The 15,180-nt window shown below is 65.1% G+C and carries 15 protein-coding genes; 9 read left to right on the top strand and 6 right to left on the bottom strand.

The window, feature by feature from the left end:
- Positions 1-13 precede the first annotated feature (13 nt).
- Together VE009_RS04810 and VE009_RS04805 are read left to right on the top strand one after the other, a co-directional pair.
- A complete protein-coding gene (locus VE009_RS04810; protein ID WP_325006273.1) occupies positions 14-1,066 on the top strand; it encodes a glycosyl transferase in 1,053 nt (350 codons plus the stop codon).
- Between the two features lie 89 nt (positions 1,067-1,155).
- Complete coding sequence (locus VE009_RS04805) at positions 1,156-1,746, top strand: CBO0543 family protein (protein WP_325006272.1); 591 nt, start codon at positions 1,156-1,158, stop codon at positions 1,744-1,746.
- Positions 1,747-1,750: 4 nt separating this feature from the next.
- Here the strand turns inward: VE009_RS04805 and VE009_RS04800 are convergent, their stop codons facing one another.
- From VE009_RS04800 to VE009_RS04790, 3 genes are all read right to left on the bottom strand, one after another.
- A complete protein-coding gene (locus VE009_RS04800) occupies positions 1,751-2,401 on the bottom strand; it encodes a response regulator transcription factor (protein ID WP_325006271.1) in 651 nt (216 codons plus the stop codon).
- Positions 2,391-4,469, bottom strand: coding sequence for a sensor histidine kinase (locus VE009_RS04795; protein ID WP_325006270.1), 2,079 nt, complete (start codon positions 4,467-4,469; stop codon positions 2,391-2,393). Before VE009_RS04795 ends, VE009_RS04800 begins: the two co-directional genes overlap by 11 nt.
- 222 nt (positions 4,470-4,691) lie before the next feature.
- Positions 4,692-5,330 (bottom strand): NADPH-dependent F420 reductase, encoded by a 639-nt coding sequence (locus VE009_RS04790; RefSeq protein ID WP_325006269.1) that lies wholly within the window; start codon positions 5,328-5,330, stop codon positions 4,692-4,694.
- Between the two features lie 165 nt (positions 5,331-5,495).
- On the opposite strand from VE009_RS04790, the gene VE009_RS04785 reads away from it, so the two are divergent.
- Positions 5,496-6,383, top strand: a complete 888-nt coding sequence (locus tag VE009_RS04785) for a LysR family transcriptional regulator (RefSeq protein WP_325006268.1) — start codon at positions 5,496-5,498, stop codon at positions 6,381-6,383.
- On the opposite strand, the gene VE009_RS04780 is transcribed toward VE009_RS04785, so the two are convergent.
- From VE009_RS04780 to VE009_RS04770, 3 genes are all read right to left on the bottom strand, one after another.
- Positions 6,358-6,684 (bottom strand): YnfA family protein, encoded by a 327-nt coding sequence (locus tag VE009_RS04780; RefSeq protein ID WP_325006267.1) that lies wholly within the window; start codon positions 6,682-6,684, stop codon positions 6,358-6,360. The two genes, VE009_RS04785 and VE009_RS04780, sit on opposite strands and share 26 nt — an antisense overlap.
- 13 nt (positions 6,685-6,697) lie before the next feature.
- The gene (locus VE009_RS04775) at positions 6,698-7,087 is read right to left on the bottom strand and encodes a MerR family transcriptional regulator (protein ID WP_325006266.1); all 390 of its coding nucleotides are present in this window, start codon (positions 7,085-7,087) and stop codon (positions 6,698-6,700) included.
- Positions 7,088-7,546: 459 nt separating this feature from the next.
- Positions 7,547-8,158 (bottom strand): hypothetical protein, encoded by a 612-nt coding sequence (locus VE009_RS04770; protein WP_325006265.1) that lies wholly within the window; start codon positions 8,156-8,158, stop codon positions 7,547-7,549.
- A 183-nt stretch (positions 8,159-8,341) separates the two neighbouring features.
- Between VE009_RS04770 and VE009_RS04765 the strand changes: the two genes are divergently transcribed.
- The 6 genes from VE009_RS04765 to VE009_RS04740 all read left to right on the top strand — a co-directional run bounded on the left by VE009_RS04765 (position 8,342) and on the right by VE009_RS04740 (position 15,089).
- On the top strand, positions 8,342-8,947 hold the full coding sequence (locus VE009_RS04765; RefSeq protein ID WP_325006264.1) for a hypothetical protein: 606 nt from the start codon (positions 8,342-8,344) through the stop codon (positions 8,945-8,947).
- A 47-nt stretch (positions 8,948-8,994) separates the two neighbouring features.
- Positions 8,995-9,723 (top strand): superoxide dismutase family protein, encoded by a 729-nt coding sequence (locus VE009_RS04760; protein WP_325006263.1) that lies wholly within the window; start codon positions 8,995-8,997, stop codon positions 9,721-9,723.
- 151 nt (positions 9,724-9,874) lie between these two features.
- Entirely contained in the window at positions 9,875-10,585 is a 711-nt protein-coding gene (locus tag VE009_RS04755) for a response regulator transcription factor (RefSeq protein ID WP_325006262.1), read from the top strand.
- Positions 10,582-11,607: a sensor histidine kinase gene (locus tag VE009_RS04750; protein ID WP_325006261.1), complete on the top strand. Its 1,026-nt coding sequence runs from the start codon at positions 10,582-10,584 to the stop codon at positions 11,605-11,607. The genes VE009_RS04755 and VE009_RS04750 overlap by 4 nt, the downstream gene beginning before the upstream one ends.
- Before the next feature lie 36 nt (positions 11,608-11,643).
- Positions 11,644-12,378, top strand: coding sequence for an ABC transporter ATP-binding protein (locus tag VE009_RS04745; RefSeq protein ID WP_325006260.1), 735 nt, complete (start codon positions 11,644-11,646; stop codon positions 12,376-12,378).
- On the top strand, positions 12,375-15,089 hold the full coding sequence (locus VE009_RS04740; RefSeq protein ID WP_325006259.1) for an FtsX-like permease family protein: 2,715 nt from the start codon (positions 12,375-12,377) through the stop codon (positions 15,087-15,089). The genes VE009_RS04745 and VE009_RS04740 overlap by 4 nt, the downstream gene beginning before the upstream one ends.
- Positions 15,090-15,180: the final 91 nt, after the last annotated feature.

The following is a 15,180-nucleotide window of genomic DNA, read 5'->3' as shown; positions in this document are numbered from 1 at the left end:
GGGGGGACTGGCGATGAGCGGAGCAGCGTTCCCCGGTGCGATTCCGTTCCGGCACTTGCGTCGAATGACGGACGACGTCGGCGTCGTCGAGCATGCGCTCGGCGTCGTTCCGCGCCGGAAGGAAGGATACAGCGCGGACGACCAAGCAAGGGCGCTCTGGGCGTGCTTGGAATGGCTCGACCTCGCCGGGGACGACGAACGGAATCTCCTTTACGATTTAATCGACACGTATTTGGCGTTCCTGCTCTGGGTGCAGCGGGACGACGGGCATTTCCATAACAACATCGCCTACGACCGGTCGCCGGAGCCGGAGACGCCGTCCGACGACTGCTTGGGGCGGTGCTTATGGGCGGGCGCGCTCGCGTACGCGAAGCTGGAGCACGACCCCGACCGCCGGATTGCCGCTGAACGGCTGGTAGCGGGCGCGCTGACGCGCGTCGACGAGATGGTCAGCCCGCGGGGGTGGGCGTACGCGGCCGCGGCGGCCGCCCTGCTGGCGAAGCGCGGCTATCCGGCGGACGCGGAGCGGAAGCTCGCCCTGCTGGAGGGGCGGCTCCTCGAGGCGTACCGAGGCTCCGCCATGCCGGATTGGCGCTGGTTCGAGCCGATCGTCGCGTACAGCAACGGCCTGATGCCTTGGGGCCTCCTCTGCGCGTACGACGTCCGACGGAACGACAGCGCGTTCGCGGCTGCGTTGGACAGCTTGGATTTCTTGATCGGCCTCACGGTCGCGGACGACGGCCGCATTCGTCCGGTCGGCAACCGGGGCTGGTGCGTGCCGGGACGACGGGCGGATTGGGATCAGCAGCCGATCGACGTCTGGAAGCTGATGCTTGCGGCGGCCAAAGCGTACGAACTGACGGAGCGCCCGAAATATCGGGACGTCGCTGTGCGGTGCCGGGAATGGTTTCGCGGCGACAACGACGGCGGAGCGGTCATGGCGGACGAGCGGGACGGCGGCTGCCGCGACGGCTTGGCCGAAGACGGGGCGAACCTGAATCAAGGCGTGGAGTCGACGATTTCCTTTTTACTGGCGGAGGCGCTGTATCGGAAAATGTTTGCGTAAAAAAGAGGCGCCGCCCTCCCGAACGGTATAGCAGGGGGTAGTATGGGAGAAACTGGATAGAAGTTTGCCGTCAATAGGGAAGGGTCGCCATGGAATTCAACTGGGCGTTGGAATACATCATCTTATATGGGAGCATCGCGGTCGGCGCCGGCTTCTGCATTTGGATCATCCGCAAGCAGTGGAGGCAGTACGGGCTTCTGTTTCTGCTCAGCGCCGCGGCAGCGAACGCGCTCTGCTACATTTTCGTCAATCTGGGCTTTTACGCATATCCGGTCCGCGAGCTTCCGCAATTGTCGCCGATGCCGTTCCTCGCCGTAACCGCCGCGTTCCCCGCGATGGCGATGTTCGGCGTTCGATACAGCCCGCGGCGCTGGCCGTGGAAAATTCCGTTTTATTGGGGCATCGTGCACCTCGGCGTACTGGCCGAGGTGTTCGCGCTGCAAGCCACGAAGCTGATCCGGTATCAGTTCAAGTGGGATACGTGGGACTCGTATACGTGGTGGTGGCTGTATTTGCTCCTGTTCGAATGGGTCGGCGGCCGCATCGTCGCTCCGGAGCATAGGAAACCCATCGCCGCGAAGGCGTTCCAATACGGGCGGTGGGCGTGGGCGGCGTTCCATGCGGTCGTTATCGTCACGATCTTTCTTGCCGGTTATTTTTTGGGGAGGGTTTCGGAGTGACGGTTTACGTGCCTAACCCCGCATCTCTCGCGCGGAGAATCGCTTCCGCCCGGTTCGCCACCTGCAGCTTGCTCAGGATGTTGCTGATATGGTTGCGGACGGTTTTCGGGCTCAAGTACAGGGAAGAAGCGATCTCCGCGTTTTTCATGCCTTTCGCGATGAGTCCGAGGATTTCGAGCTCCCGTTCCGTCAGCTCCGGCAGCAGGGCGGCGGCTTCGGCCGCCGCCGGCTTCACGAGCTGGAAGTATTCGATAAACCGGACGGCGATGGACGGACTGAAGATGGCTTCCCCGTCGGCGGTCGCCCGGACGGCGCGGATAACCTCTTCGGGCCGAGCCCCTTTAAGAATATATCCTCTGGCGCCGGCTCGCATCGCTTTGAAGACGGAGTCGTCGTCGTCGTACATCGTCAGCATCAAGACGCGGACGCCCGGCAGCCGCGCGACGATCCGCTGCGCGGCGTCGATGCCGTTCATGACGGGCATCTGAATGTCCATCAGCACGACGTCGGGACGGAGCTCCATGGCGAGTTTGACGGCTTCTTCTCCGTCGGAAGCTTCGGCCGCGATCTCCAGCGCTTCGTCGATGGACAGCAGCGAACGAAGCCCTTCGCGAAATACCGGGTGATCGTCGGCGATAATGATTTTAATCGTCATGCGGCATACCGCTCCTTTCCTGCGCGGCGGTCGGACGAGGCAGCTGCACGCGAATGCGCGTGCCCGGCGCGCCGGTCTCGACGTCGAACGTTCCGCCGAGCTCCTCCGCGCGCTCCCGCATCGAGGCGAGGCCGAGCCCCGATCCGCGGCGCCCGCCGGCGTCGACCCCGACCCCGTCGTCTTCGATTTCCAGCTCGAGCTGCTCCTTCAGCTCTAGGCGAATGCGAAGCTTCGTCGCCCGGGCGTGTTTGCCGACGTTATGCAGCGCCTCTTGCAAAATGCGATACACCGCCACCTCGACGGCGGCGTCGAGCGGCGGCAGCCGGTCCGGCAGCGAAAGCCGGACGGCGAGCTGCAAGGGGGGCAGCGTATACGGGCGCACCAGCTCCTGCACGGCCGCAAGCAAACCGTACTCGTCGAGCGTCGGCGGCCTCAGATCGTACACGATCCTTCGGATTTCGTCGACGGCGCGCTCCATATCGGTTTCGATTTGCGCGAGCAGCCGGTCCGCCGCCCGTTCGTCGATCCCCAAGTAATGCCGGGCGGCGCCGATTTTCAGCAGCTGTGCCGCCAGCGCCGGCCCGATGGCGTCGTGGAGCTCGCGGCGCAGCCTTCGGCGCTCCGTCTCCCGCGCTTTGACGAGCTTCGTTCTCGAAGCGTGCAGCCGTTCGTTCAGAAGCATCGCCTGGGCAAGCGCCCCGGCTTGCCGCGCGATCTGCTCCAGCACGATGCGCTCCGCCGGCCGGAACGGCTCCCCGGCCGCCCGCCGGCCGAGCTCCAGCCTCCCGGCGACCTCCTCGGGTTCTCCGTGCATCGGCAGCGGCACGCTCGCGATATCCGGTCCCTTCTCTCCCGAGGAGGCCAGGACGACCGGCCGCCCGGCGACGTCCAGCGCGACGGCGGCGTACGGCAGCTTCAGCGCTTCCCGGACCGTCGTGACGACGACCGCGAGCGAGGCGCCGGGGGCGAGCGCCTGATCCAGCCGGCCGCTGAGCCGGGTCAGCACCGAATACGGATCGTCGGCGTCGCCGTACATGAACCGGTTGAGGATCCGCTGCAGCCGAAGCCGCAGCGGCTGGAAAGCGACGGTCACGACGCCGGTGGCGAGCAGGGAGATCGCCAGATTTTGTTCGGTGCGAAACAGCGAGGCGAAATAGGACACCGTCACGATGTACAGGAGCAGCAGCGCGACGCTGAGCGAGGCGTACAACAGGGTACGATGGATGATGGGATCGATGTCCCACAGCCGGTAGCGCATCATGGCGACGAGCACCGCCGCCGGAATGCCCATCAATGCGGCGTACAGGACCGTATTGCCGAACAGCTCCATCCATATTCCCGTCCACGCGGCGCCGGCGAACGGCAGCGCCGCGAGCAGCGCCAAGCTGGCGCCGATCGACAGCAGCGCCCATTTCGTCTGCTGCTTCTCGACCGCGCACAGATGCCGTCGGTACCTGACGACCTGCGCGGCGGCGAACGGAATCGCCCAGCCGGCGAACAGCAGCGCCTCCAGCGCCCAAGTCCGGGGCTGCTCCGGCCACGGAGCGAACCGGGCGAGCGTATCCGCGGCGATGCCCGCGATCGGAAGCCATATCGTCCACCGCGGCTGGAAGCGTCCGTTCGGAAACCATTGCAGCGCGTAATACAGCGTCGCGGTGGAGACGAACCCGATGAAGGCGGTCAACGGGCGCCATGCGGGGGAGGCGGCGGCCAGGCTCTCGAATCCGTTCGGAAACCAGGCGCCGAACGTCAACATCCAGACGGCCAGCAGCACCGCCATCCATTCGTTCGGCCTTCGGAGCAGCAGCGCGGCCGCCACCCCGGCGTACACCGCGTAAAACAGCATCGACAACGCGGTGAAATAGCCGGCGAAGGCGAAAGGGGAAAGCCCCAGCGTTCGAAGCTGCGCGGCGGACTCCGGGGTTAGACGCGGATGGTCGGCTTCCGCCGCGACGATCGTTAATTTGTCGTAGTACAAGGGAAGATCCGCGAAATAGACGAAGGCGGTCAGCGCGAAAACGACGGCTGCCAGTCCTCTGCCGAGGACGGCGCTGCGGCGCTGCGTCATGGCTGGCCCCCCCTTCGGATACGCCGGCGGCCAAGCCGGTCGAACCCAAGTCGTTCGTTCATGTTCATGTTCAATACCAAAAACGTAACAAGAAACGTGCCGCGATTCAACTCGTCCTGCGGGGCGGCCGCCGTTTCGTCTCAAGCAGCATTATATAGACGCGGCCGTCCCGCCGTCATGGGACTTTATCCCGGCGAACGTCCCTTCTTGGCAGGGGCGAACTCAACCGGGCACGCCGAACAGCCGGAACGAAACGTAGCCCGGATGGCCGTGCCGAATCGCCATCTCGCGCTCGAACAGCGTCATCCGCTCGATCGTGCGGTTGTTGCGCAGCGCGCCGGCGTCCAGCGCCCGGAACGGCAGACCCCGCAGCAGCTCCAGCACCGTCCGCCTCGCCGCCTCGTCGTCGGACGTGACGTACACGTCGCTCGTCAGCCCCTCGTGCACCGGCTTGTCGAACACGGTCCAGAACGTGTTCTTGAAGGCGCCGACGACGCGCGACTGCGGCAGTGCGCGCTGCAGCTCCTCCGCCGCCGACGCGCCCCAGGGCAGCGTATAATCGTCGAAGTCGTCGTTGAACGGGTTGACGATGTCGACGACGATTTTGCCTGCCAGCGCGTCCCGATGCGCCTCCGCCCACGGCAGGACGTCCCGGAACCAGAGCGCGTGCACGACGACGTCGGCCTCGAGCGCTTCGCGCGGGTCGACTGCCCGCACGCCGCTCAGCTCCATCTCCTCCGCCAGCCTCCGGGCGCGTTCGGGTTCTCTCGAGCCCCACAGCACCTCTTTCCCGCTGCTTTGCGAGAGCGCCCTCGCGAGGCGCGAACCCATTCTTCCCGTACCGATTACGCTCACTTTCATGACGTCATCTCCTTTGGTTTTGCAAGATGGGTTCATTGTAGTACGCGGAGGCGAGGGCGGGAATTTCACCTTTCGCGGGGGGGTGCAACCAAAGGTTGTATCCCGCGGTTCGCTTTGGTAAGGTGGGAGGAAAGATCCGTTCGGACGGGGAAAGGGCGGGGAACCGTGAACTTGCACTTTATCGAGGCGTTCTTGGCCGCCGTAAGGCTGAAAAGCATGGCGAAGGCAAGCGCCGAGCTGCGCGTGTCGCATACGGCGCTCAGCAAGCAAATCCAGTCGCTGGAGGCGCATTACGGCGTCAGGCTGCTGCACCGGTCGCCCGGCGGCGTGGAGCCGACCGAAGCCGGCCGTCTCGTCTACGAGCGCCTCGTACCCGTATACGCCGAGCTGAAGGCGATCGAAGCGGCCGCGGCCGCAGCCGCGGGCCGGGGCGATTACACGATCGGGGCGCTGCCGAGCCTCGCGGCGCATTATTTGCCTGGCGCCGTCCTGGCTATGGAGGGCGAGGGCATTCGCGTTCGCGTGGAGGTGCGCGAGACGTCCGACGAGCTGGAGCGGATGCTCGCCCGCGGAGAAACGCATGCCGCGCTGCTGGAGCGGCAGCCGCACCACGCGTCGCAATGGAGCGCTCTGTTGTTCGAGGAGCCGTACGTCGTCGTCGCGTACGCCGGGCACCCGTTCGAAGGACGCGCGTCCGTCACGATGCGCGACATCGCCGCCGAGCCGCTCGTCGTCCATCCGCCGAGCTGCACGACGCGGCGGCTGATCTCGACGTTGATCGAGGCGGAAGGGCTCGAGCCGCGCATCAAATCGGAGGTGCAGTTCGGCGATTTCATCCTCGGCTACGTCGCGGCGGGCGCCGGCATTACGTTCGCTCCCCGCATGGCGGCCGGCCGGCTGACGAGCCAGGGGCTCGTCTGCGTTCCGATCGCGGCTCGGGAGGCGAAACGCGCGATTTCGCTGGTCAGCGCGTCCGAACGGATCGGCCGGGCGCTGCGCCCGCATTTTCCGGCGCCGTCCGCCTGCGCTACGGGCGAGGCGCCCACAGCATGACCGACACGCCGACGAGGCAAATCGCCGCGCCGATCCAGTCGTACAAGTCCGGCGGTTTCTTGTCGACGAGCCAGCCCCACAGCACCGCCAGCACGACGAAGACGCCGCCATACGCCGCGTAGACACGTCCGAACGCCGGGAAGCTTTGCAACGTCGGAATGACGCCGTACGCGACCAAAATCAAACCGCCGGCGATGCCGTACCCGAGCGGCTTCGCCTCCCGCAGCCACAGCCACACCAAATATCCCCCGCCGATTTCGGCCGCACCCGCCAACACAAACAACGCGATCGCCATCAACATCGAACCGCCTCCTTTACGCGTCCGCCGCGGGACGAAGAATCGCGTAGCACTCTTCCCACGATAAACAGTCGCAAGTCATGCTCTCGCGCAGCAGGTTCCGCATCGCCGTCAATTGGCGGATGTGCTCCGTCAGCTCGCGCTCTTTGTCCGTCGCCAATTGCTTCCACCGTTCGGACGGCCGGGTGTTGGCGTCGAAGCCGTCGAGCAGCCGCTTGATTTCCGGCAATCGGAATCCGCACCGCTGGGCAAGCTTCACGACTTCGAGGCGCCCGACGATCGACGGGTCGTACATGCGCTTGCCGCCTTGCCGCGAAGCGGGAGGCAGCAGCCCTTCTTGTTCGTAATAGCGAAGCGCCGACGGCCGAAGGCCGGCCGCTTCCGCCGCCTGTCCGATCGAAATCATGGAGATTCATCCTCCTCTTGACTTCAAGTCGACTTGAAGTCGTAACCTGTTATCCGACAGCATACCGGAACTCCGGTGCGCTTGACAATCATATGGTTCGAAGAAAGGGAGGAATCGGCATGAGTGCGGATTGCGGCATCGCTTGCTCCAGACTGACGTTCGCTCCGGAGGAAAGACGCCGGTACGAGGAGCTGAAGAGGGATATTTTCGGAAGCCGGCTGGCGGGATGGGAGGAGCTGCCGGACGGGTACGCGTTCGCGCTGGAGCCGGGACCGGAGCTGCTCGGCCGGCTGGCCGAATGGATGCCGCTGGAGCATCGCTGCTGCCCGTTCCTGACGATGCGGCTTACGGCGTACCGGCCGGGAGACGAGCGCGTTCGGCTCGAACTGACGGGCCCGGCGGAAGCGAAGGCGTTCCTGTTGGAAGAGCTCGGCGTGCGCGGCGTTGCGAGCATTACGCCTAGCCGCGTCCGCCGAGGGTTCGTCCGCTCGACGGCGCCGAAGGTGCAGCCCGCCGCCGGAGCGTCGCCAAGCCGAGCAGCATCCAGCTTGCGCCCAGCGCGATGCCGGTCCAGCATTTGACCTCCGAGCCGATCGGCTTGCCGTAGGACGCGGCGGCAAACTGCGGGGCGACGGCGTGCGCAAGCGCAAGCAGCGCGGCCGCGGCCAGCGCCGTTCGGACGGCCTTGCTCCGGTCGGCTGCCGCCAGCAAGAGCAGGGCGGCCGATACAATCAGCGTGCCCGGATAAAACAGCAGCACGAAGATCGGAATCTCCGCATGGTAAATCCACTTCGCAAAAAAATACGCCGCCGCAAGCAGCGCGAATCCGACGCAGGCGAGGCCGACCCCGGCGCGCGTCCCCCGGCCTCCCGCGCCGCGGTATCGCAGCGCCGTTCCGCACCCCAGCAGCAGCGGAACGAGAAACAAGGCGTAGTCGGCAAGCCGGTGGTCGGGATCCCCCGTATTGATCAACCGCCCCATCCCATGCCAATCGTACGAACTGTACAAGGCGAACCCGGCGCCCGCCGCGGCGAACAGCGCCCCGGGGGAAATCGTTTGCTTCTTGTCCATCGCGATTCTCCTTTTCCCTCGTTTCTCTCCATTGTAAATATCCCATGCGAAGGATTTGCGAAGACGATGCCGGGATTTTGTCGTCGCGGACCGGTCCGCTTCAAATCCTCGCAACATCTCCGCAAATTGTTAATACCTCTTTTGTACAATGCAGTCATCACGAAAAAGGCGGGAGAGGCGTATATGAGAACGGCGGCGTTTTGGGCGGCATGGATGGCGGCGTCCGCGGCGGGGTACGCGTTCGCGGGGTATTTCGGGCATTTTCCGGGCGGGTATACAGGCGAAAATTGGAAGCTGATCGCGGCGGTCGTCGGCCTTGCGTTCGGCCTCATCACCGGAGGCGTCGCGGGCTTGCTGCAGTGGGCGGTGATGAAGGGGTTCGGGCTGCCGGGCGGCGGGCGGTGGACGCTGGCGCATATGGCGGCGTTCGCGGCGACGCATGCGTTCCTCGATGCGCGGTCAGGTGAGGAGATCGGCTATATTTGGGTCGGCCTCGCCGGAGGGGCGCTCCTCGGCTGGCTGTGCGCCCTCGCAAGGCGCGAGGCGCCGGCTATGCGCTGGCTATGGACGCTCGCCGGCGGCTCCTCCTGGGGCGCGGCGCTGCTGCTAAGCGCCTGGGCGCTGCACAGTCCGGCGGAGACGTTCAGGGAACATCACATCTACGACGGGCTCGCCGTCGGGGCGTTGAACGGCGCCGCGTTCGCCGCGCTGCTCGCCGCTTCGCAAAATCTTCGCAATTTGCGCGCACGAAGTTCGGCGAATGCCGATACAACCTTCAAACCGCTCTAGTACGATTCGATGTGTGAAAGTCAATCGAAGGAGGATGTTTCTACATTATGCAAAAACGATTCACCGTTACCCACGTCGCTTCCGCGTTCCTGTGCGGGTCGCTGTTTTTCTCGGGGCTCGCGATGGCGCAGGAGCAGCCGATCGCCGCGACGATCGAAAACTTGAAATTTTTCGTTCAGGGAGCAGACCGGTCCTCGGCCGAAGGCACGTTCGACAACCAAGGAACGAAGGTGCCCGAAGCGTTCATTTACCAAGGCACGACGTACGTGCCCGTGCGTATGGTCAGCGAGCTGGTGAACGAGCCGGTCCATTGGGACGGCGCGAACAAGGCGATCTATATCGGCAAGGTCGAGGTGCCGATCGTGGACGCTGCGGGAGCGGCGATCGGGAAGGCGCTGTTGTCCGCGGCGGAAGGCGGCGTGCGCGTCGAAATCGAAGCGTCCGGGTTGACGCCGGGGCCGCACGGTTTCCATCTGCATGAGAAGGCGTTCGAGAACAACGACTTCAAAACGGCGGGCGGCCACTACAATCCCGAGGGCAAAAAGCACGGGCAGCACAATCCGGAAGGGCATCATGTCGGCGATTTCGACAACTTGATCGTCGGCGCGGACGGCAAAGGCAGCGCGTCGTTCGTCGCCGAAGGGCTGTCCTTGGATAAAGGCGCTCCGAACTCTATTTGGGGCAAATCGTTCATCATCCATGCCGCCGAAGACGACCATATGACCGATCCGGCGGGCAACGCCGGCGACCGCATCGCGGGCGGCAATATCGAGTAACGCATCCGGCGGCAGCCGCGGCGTCCGCCGCGCTGCCGCTTCCCCCGTTTCGAGAGCGCGTCGGAAAAGAGGGGGAGGCCGCTCGGCGTCGAATACAGTAACCTAACTATTAGGAAGACAAACAATCCTTTCGACAGGTGAGGTCAGCGGCATGGAACAAGCGTCTATCGTAAACATATTGGTCGTGGACGACGAGGAGAAAATGACGTCGTTCATCGCTTCGTATTTGATCAACGAAGGCTATGCGGTTCGGCAGGCTCACAGCGGGGCGGAGGCGCTGCGGCTGCTGGAGGCGGGCGGCGCGTTCGATCTGGTGCTGCTCGACTGGATGATGCCGGGAATGAACGGGCTGGACGTCTGCCGCAAGCTGCGGACGTTCTCGGACATTCCCGTCATCTTCCTGACCGCTAAGTCCGAAGAGATCGACAAGCTGCTCGGACTCGAAATCGGGGCGGACGATTTCATCACGAAGCCGTTCTCGATGCGCGAGCTGGAGGCGAGAATTCGGGTCGTGCTGCGCCGGACGAATAAGCGGAAGCCGGAACCGGAGCCCGATCCGCTATGGCGGCGGGGAAGGCTTGCGATCGACCTGCCGGGACATACGGTGTACCTGGAAGGTCAGCCGGTCGCCCTGACGCCCACGGAATTCAAAATATTGGTCACGCTCGCGAAGCATCAAGGCCGCGTGTTCAGCCGCCTCGACCTGCTCGAAATCGCGCTGGGCGAAGAATATACCGGCTACGAGCGGACGATCGATACGCATATTCGCAACCTGCGCAAGAAGCTGGAAATCGACTTCTCCAACCCGGAGATGATCCTCACGGTGCACGGCGTCGGGTATAAAATGGGAGATTTCGCGTGAAGGCGCAGGCGAAGCTCGGCTGGCTTCTGTTCGGGTACGGCATGGCCGTCTTCGGAGCGACCGCCGGCGCGGCGGTGCTGGCGGCGCCGGGCATCGTGCCGGCGCGGTCGGGCGGCGTCAAGCTGGCGGCCGCCTGCCTGATCGCGGCGTTCGTCGTCGGCGGTCTGTCGTTCGCGCTGGCGGCGACCGCCTCGCGGCGCCTCGCCTCGCTCGCCGAACAGGCAGAGGCGGTGCGGCTTCACCCGGCGCTGCACGCCGTCGAGCTGCCCGGAGCGGACGACGAGCTCGCCTCGCTCGCCCGCGCGATTAATGCGCTCAAATCCGAGCTGACGAGAGGCGAGGAGACGCGCAACCAGCTCGTCGCCGACGTGGCGCATGAGCTGCGGACGCCGCTCGCGATCATCCGCGGTCATCTGGAGACGATGCTGAAAGGCGCGGAGGAGCTGAAGCCGGAAAATCTCGTGCCGCTGCTGGACGAGACGCGGCGCATGTCGCGCCTCATCCAAGACATGCGGGACTTGAATTTGGCCGAGGCGGGCCGGCTGCAGCTCGACCGCGCCTGGGTCGGCATCGCGCCGACGCTGCAGGAGATCGTCTCCATCATGGAGATGGAGGCGGAGGAGAAGGCGGCGACCATCCGGGTGGAAGGCGAGTGGGACGGCGAAGTGTATTGCGATCGGACCCGCATCAAACAAGTGCTGGTCAATTTGATCGGCAACGCGATTCGCTACGCGCCCGAGGGCGGCGCCGTCACGGTGCGTTACGCGGAAGAGGACGGGACGCTGCGGATCGACGTCGCGGATAACGGGCCGGGCATTCCTCCGGAGCATGTGCCTTATATTTTCAAACGATTTTACCGGGTAGAGGCGTCCCGCAGCCGCGCGTCGGGCGGCACCGGACTCGGCCTTGCCATCGCCAAGGAATTTATCGAAGCCCACGGGGGAACGATTCAGGTCGCGAGCCGGGTGGGGGAAGGAACCGAATTTACCGTCAGGCTCCCGGTGTTTCCGCTGCAGCCGTAGCGGCGGGGCGTCGAACGGAGGAAAGGAGGGGCGAATGTGAGCGGCGAACAAGCCTTAATCGAGGCGCGGGATGTGTGGAAAATGTACGGCCACGGCGAAAACAGCCTGGAAGCGTTGAAGGGCGTGTCGCTCGAAATCGCCAGAGGCGAAATTATTTCGATCATGGGGCCGTCCGGATGCGGGAAAACGACGCTGCTCAACTGCTTGTCGGGACTCGACGACATCAGCAAGGGCGAAGTGCGCGTCGAGGGCGCCGATTACGCCGCGCTGCGGCCTCATCAGCGCGACGCGTTCCGAGCGAGCCGGATGGGCTTCGTGTTTCAAGCGTACAACTTGATTCCGGTGCTGACGGCGGCCGAGAACGTCGAAATGCCGCTGCTATGCACCGGCGTCAAGCCGAAGGAGGCGCGGGAGCGCGCGGTCGAGGCGCTCACCCGCGTCGGGCTCAAGGAGCGGGCGAACCATCGCCCCGGGGAGCTGTCCGGCGGCCAGCAGCAGCGGGTCGCGATCGCCCGGGCCATCGTCAACAAGCCTTCCATCGTATGGGCGGACGAACCGACCGGCGCGCTCGACAGCAAGACGAACGTACTGGTGATGGATTTGATCGAGCACCTGAACCGCGTGGAGGGAATCACGTTCGTCATCGTGACGCATAACCCCGACGTGGCGGTTTACGCCGACCGCACGCTCTTCATGGACAGCGGCAAGGTGATCGAAGAGCGGGCGAAGCAGCGGAACGACCGTCGCGACGGGGCGTGGGGGTGGACATGATGTCAACCGCAGCCGTCGCCGTCGCCGCAGCCGTCGCCGGGGCGCTGCTGCTGTATTTGGCGCACAGCCTTGTGCGTTACCCGCACGTGCGGAGAATGGCGTGGCGCAACGTATGGTCGCACCGCCAGACGTCGCTGCTGACGGCGCTGGGGCTGGCCGTCAGCACCGCGCTGATCACGATGACGCTCGCCGCGAGCGCCTCGCTGCAGCGGACGATTGAACAAGATATGGAGCGGCACTTCGGCCCGATCGCGTACGATATGGCGTCGACGGATCAGCGGCTGTTGGAGGGTTCCTACTTCCGAGACGAAGACATCCGCCTAGCGACGGAGAGGTCGAGGGGGCGCGCGCTGCCCGTTGCCGCCGCCGTCTTCACGATGCTCGTCAAGAACGAGGCGGGCGAACGGCTGCTGGCCGTGCCGAACTTGTACGCGCTCGGCGTCGACCGCGGCGAGGCGGTCCGGTTCGACCCGTCGCTCGCGGAGCTGTGGAAGACGGCGCCGGGGACGGGCGAGGCGGTGCTGTCGGTCGGCGCGGCGGAGGCGCTGGACGTGCGTGCGGGCGACACCGTGCACGTGCTGGACGCGTCCAACCGGGAGCATGCGCTGACGGTTGCCGACATCGTGCCGGAGCGCGGCGTCACCGGCTACCGCGGCGTCGCCGGCGCCAGAGCGACCGTCTTGCTGCATCCGGACACCGTGCGGGCGCTGCTCGGCGCGGAAGAGGGCGCGTACACGAACGTGCTGCTGACGGAACCGCCCTCGATCGGATGGCAGGCGGCGCCGGTCCGCGAGGACGCGGCGCGCACGTTCCGGGATGCGGCGCAATTCATTACGGTCATCTTCGGCATGACGAGCAGCAACGCGGTGCTGATCGGCATCGTGCTGATCACGAACATTTTCAAGATGGTCGCGGAGGAACGAAGGCAGGAGATGGGCATTCTTCGCGCTATCGGCCTCGGGCGGAAAGAGCTGAAGAAGCTGCTGCGGACGGAGGGGCTGATCTACGGGTTTACAGCCAGCGTCATCGGCGTCGCGGCCGGTACGGCGCTCGCCTACGTGCTGACCGTCTCGGTCAGCCGGACGATGGTCGAATCGTTCTCCGGCAATGCTTCGGACGGCTTCGGCTTCGCGGTCGTACCCGGAGCGCTGCTCGCGGGCTTCGCCATCGGCCTCTCGATCGTGTTCGGCTGCGTGTGGGCGATCTCCCGCAAGGCGGTCCGCTTCTCGATCGTCGAGGCGCTGCAGACGCCGGCGGCGCCGGAGCGGGAGAGGCGGCGAAGCTCCTTGGCGCAGCTGTGGCTGCTCGTCGCATCCGGCGTCGCTGCGGGGGCGCTCGTCATTGTCACGGCCATTCCCGATATACGCAGGGAATGGGTGAACGAGGACGCGGTGGCGCTCGTCATGCTGACGACGCTGCTGTCCGTGCCGCTGTTCGTGCTGTTGTTCATGCAGTGCCTGCGCTGGCTGTGCGACGCGCTGCTGCTGCCGTTCCGGTCGCTTCCGGCGCCGACGTTCCTGCTGCGGACGGCGTTCCGGAATTTGAATGCGAACCCGCTCCGTACCGGGCTCTTGATGCTCATGTTTGCCGCCATTTCCTGCTTCGTCAGCTTTCCGCTCGTCTACAACGGGGCGCTGGAGGTCATGCTGTCGAAATCCGACCCGCGCGAGGCCGCCGGCGGCTTCGATCTGCTGGCGAGAGATCAGCGGGCGCTGTCGACGGAGGAGATGGAGCGCGGGCTGCTCGCCTCCGGCGAGGTCGACGACGGGAGCGGGTTCCGCCTTGCCGCCGTCACGCAGCTGTTGTGGAAGAAGGAGGTCGGCGAGTGGGGGCCGTTCTTGTTTAAGGCGAACGGGGTGGATGCCGCCTTCGCCGAAATCAACGACGTCGAGCTGAGGCGGCGCGACGAACGGTTCGCGAGCGATCGGGACGCCTGGCTGGAGCTGACCCGCAACAAAGAGGCGATCATCGTCTCGGAGGATGCGCTGGTGTACGTGCGGAGCGGGATGTTCGAGATCGGCGACGAATTCCCCGTGCGCATCGGCGACCGGTCAGCGGCCAAGCGGATCATCGCCGTCGCGGAGACGACGGGATATCACCCGGAGTCGTTCGGTCTATGGATGCACCGCGAAGCGCTCGCCGACCTCGCGAAGCAACCGGAAGAACTCCACTCGACGGTGCTCGTCAAGCTGGAGCGCCCGGACCCGGAACTGGAGAAGTCGATCGAAAGAGGGCTCACGCTGCAGAACGTAGCCGACGTCATCAACATCGTAGAATCCGAGACAGGGTACTACCGCGCAGGCGAATATTTAATCCGCATGTTTCTGCGCTTTAACCAGTTCGCGCTCGCGATCGGCATGATCGGGCTGACGGTCGTCATGTACCGGCTCGTGCGGCAGCGGCAGCAGCAGATCGGCATGCTGCGGGCGGTCGGCGTGTCGGCCGGCCAGGCGTTCTGGATGCTGCTGCTCGAAGGCGCGTTCATCGGCGGCTTCGGCATCGTCATCGGGTTTACGATCGGCACGTACATGAGTTACATCATTTTCGACACCCTGATGTCGGGCGATCTCGGGCAATCGCTGACGCTCCCGCTCGGGACGCTGGCCGTTTATTTCTTCGGCACGCTCGGCGCCGCGCTGGCGTTCGCCAGCCTGCCGGCGCGGAAGGTGCTGCGCATTCCGCCCAGCGAGGCGACGCGGTACGTCGGATAATCGGCTGCGGTTGAGCCTTGGACCAAACACAAACCCCACAGCAATGTGGGGTTTGTGTCTATCATCTAACGATCGTACCCGGGAGCATAAT

It is taken from the genome of Paenibacillus sp., from assembly GCF_035645195.1.
Lineage (GTDB): Bacteria > Bacillota > Bacilli > Paenibacillales > YIM-B00363 > Paenibacillus_AE.
Note: the sequence above shows the minus strand (reverse complement) of the source record. Positions and strands in the feature narration are given on the sequence as shown.

Coding starts and splice junctions, on each gene's coding strand:
- VE009_RS04810 (WP_325006273.1), top strand. CDS start 14: ATGAGCGGAGCAGCGTTCCCCGGTGCGATTCCGTTCCGGCACTTGCGT.
- VE009_RS04805 (WP_325006272.1), top strand. CDS start 1,156: ATGGAATTCAACTGGGCGTTGGAATACATCATCTTATATGGGAGCATC.
- VE009_RS04800 (WP_325006271.1), bottom strand. CDS start 2,401: ATGACGATTAAAATCATTATCGCCGACGATCACCCGGTATTTCGCGAA.
- VE009_RS04795 (WP_325006270.1), bottom strand. CDS start 4,469: ATGACGCAGCGCCGCAGCGCCGTCCTCGGCAGAGGACTGGCAGCCGTC.
- VE009_RS04790 (WP_325006269.1), bottom strand. CDS start 5,330: ATGAAAGTGAGCGTAATCGGTACGGGAAGAATGGGTTCGCGCCTCGCG.
- VE009_RS04780 (WP_325006267.1), bottom strand. CDS start 6,684: ATGTTGATGGCGATCGCGTTGTTTGTGTTGGCGGGTGCGGCCGAAATC.
- VE009_RS04775 (WP_325006266.1), bottom strand. CDS start 7,087: ATGATTTCGATCGGACAGGCGGCGGAAGCGGCCGGCCTTCGGCCGTCG.
- VE009_RS04770 (WP_325006265.1), bottom strand. CDS start 8,158: ATGGACAAGAAGCAAACGATTTCCCCCGGGGCGCTGTTCGCCGCGGCG.
- VE009_RS04765 (WP_325006264.1), top strand. CDS start 8,342: ATGAGAACGGCGGCGTTTTGGGCGGCATGGATGGCGGCGTCCGCGGCG.
- VE009_RS04760 (WP_325006263.1), top strand. CDS start 8,995: ATGCAAAAACGATTCACCGTTACCCACGTCGCTTCCGCGTTCCTGTGC.
- VE009_RS04755 (WP_325006262.1), top strand. CDS start 9,875: ATGGAACAAGCGTCTATCGTAAACATATTGGTCGTGGACGACGAGGAG.
- VE009_RS04740 (WP_325006259.1), top strand. CDS start 12,375: ATGATGTCAACCGCAGCCGTCGCCGTCGCCGCAGCCGTCGCCGGGGCG.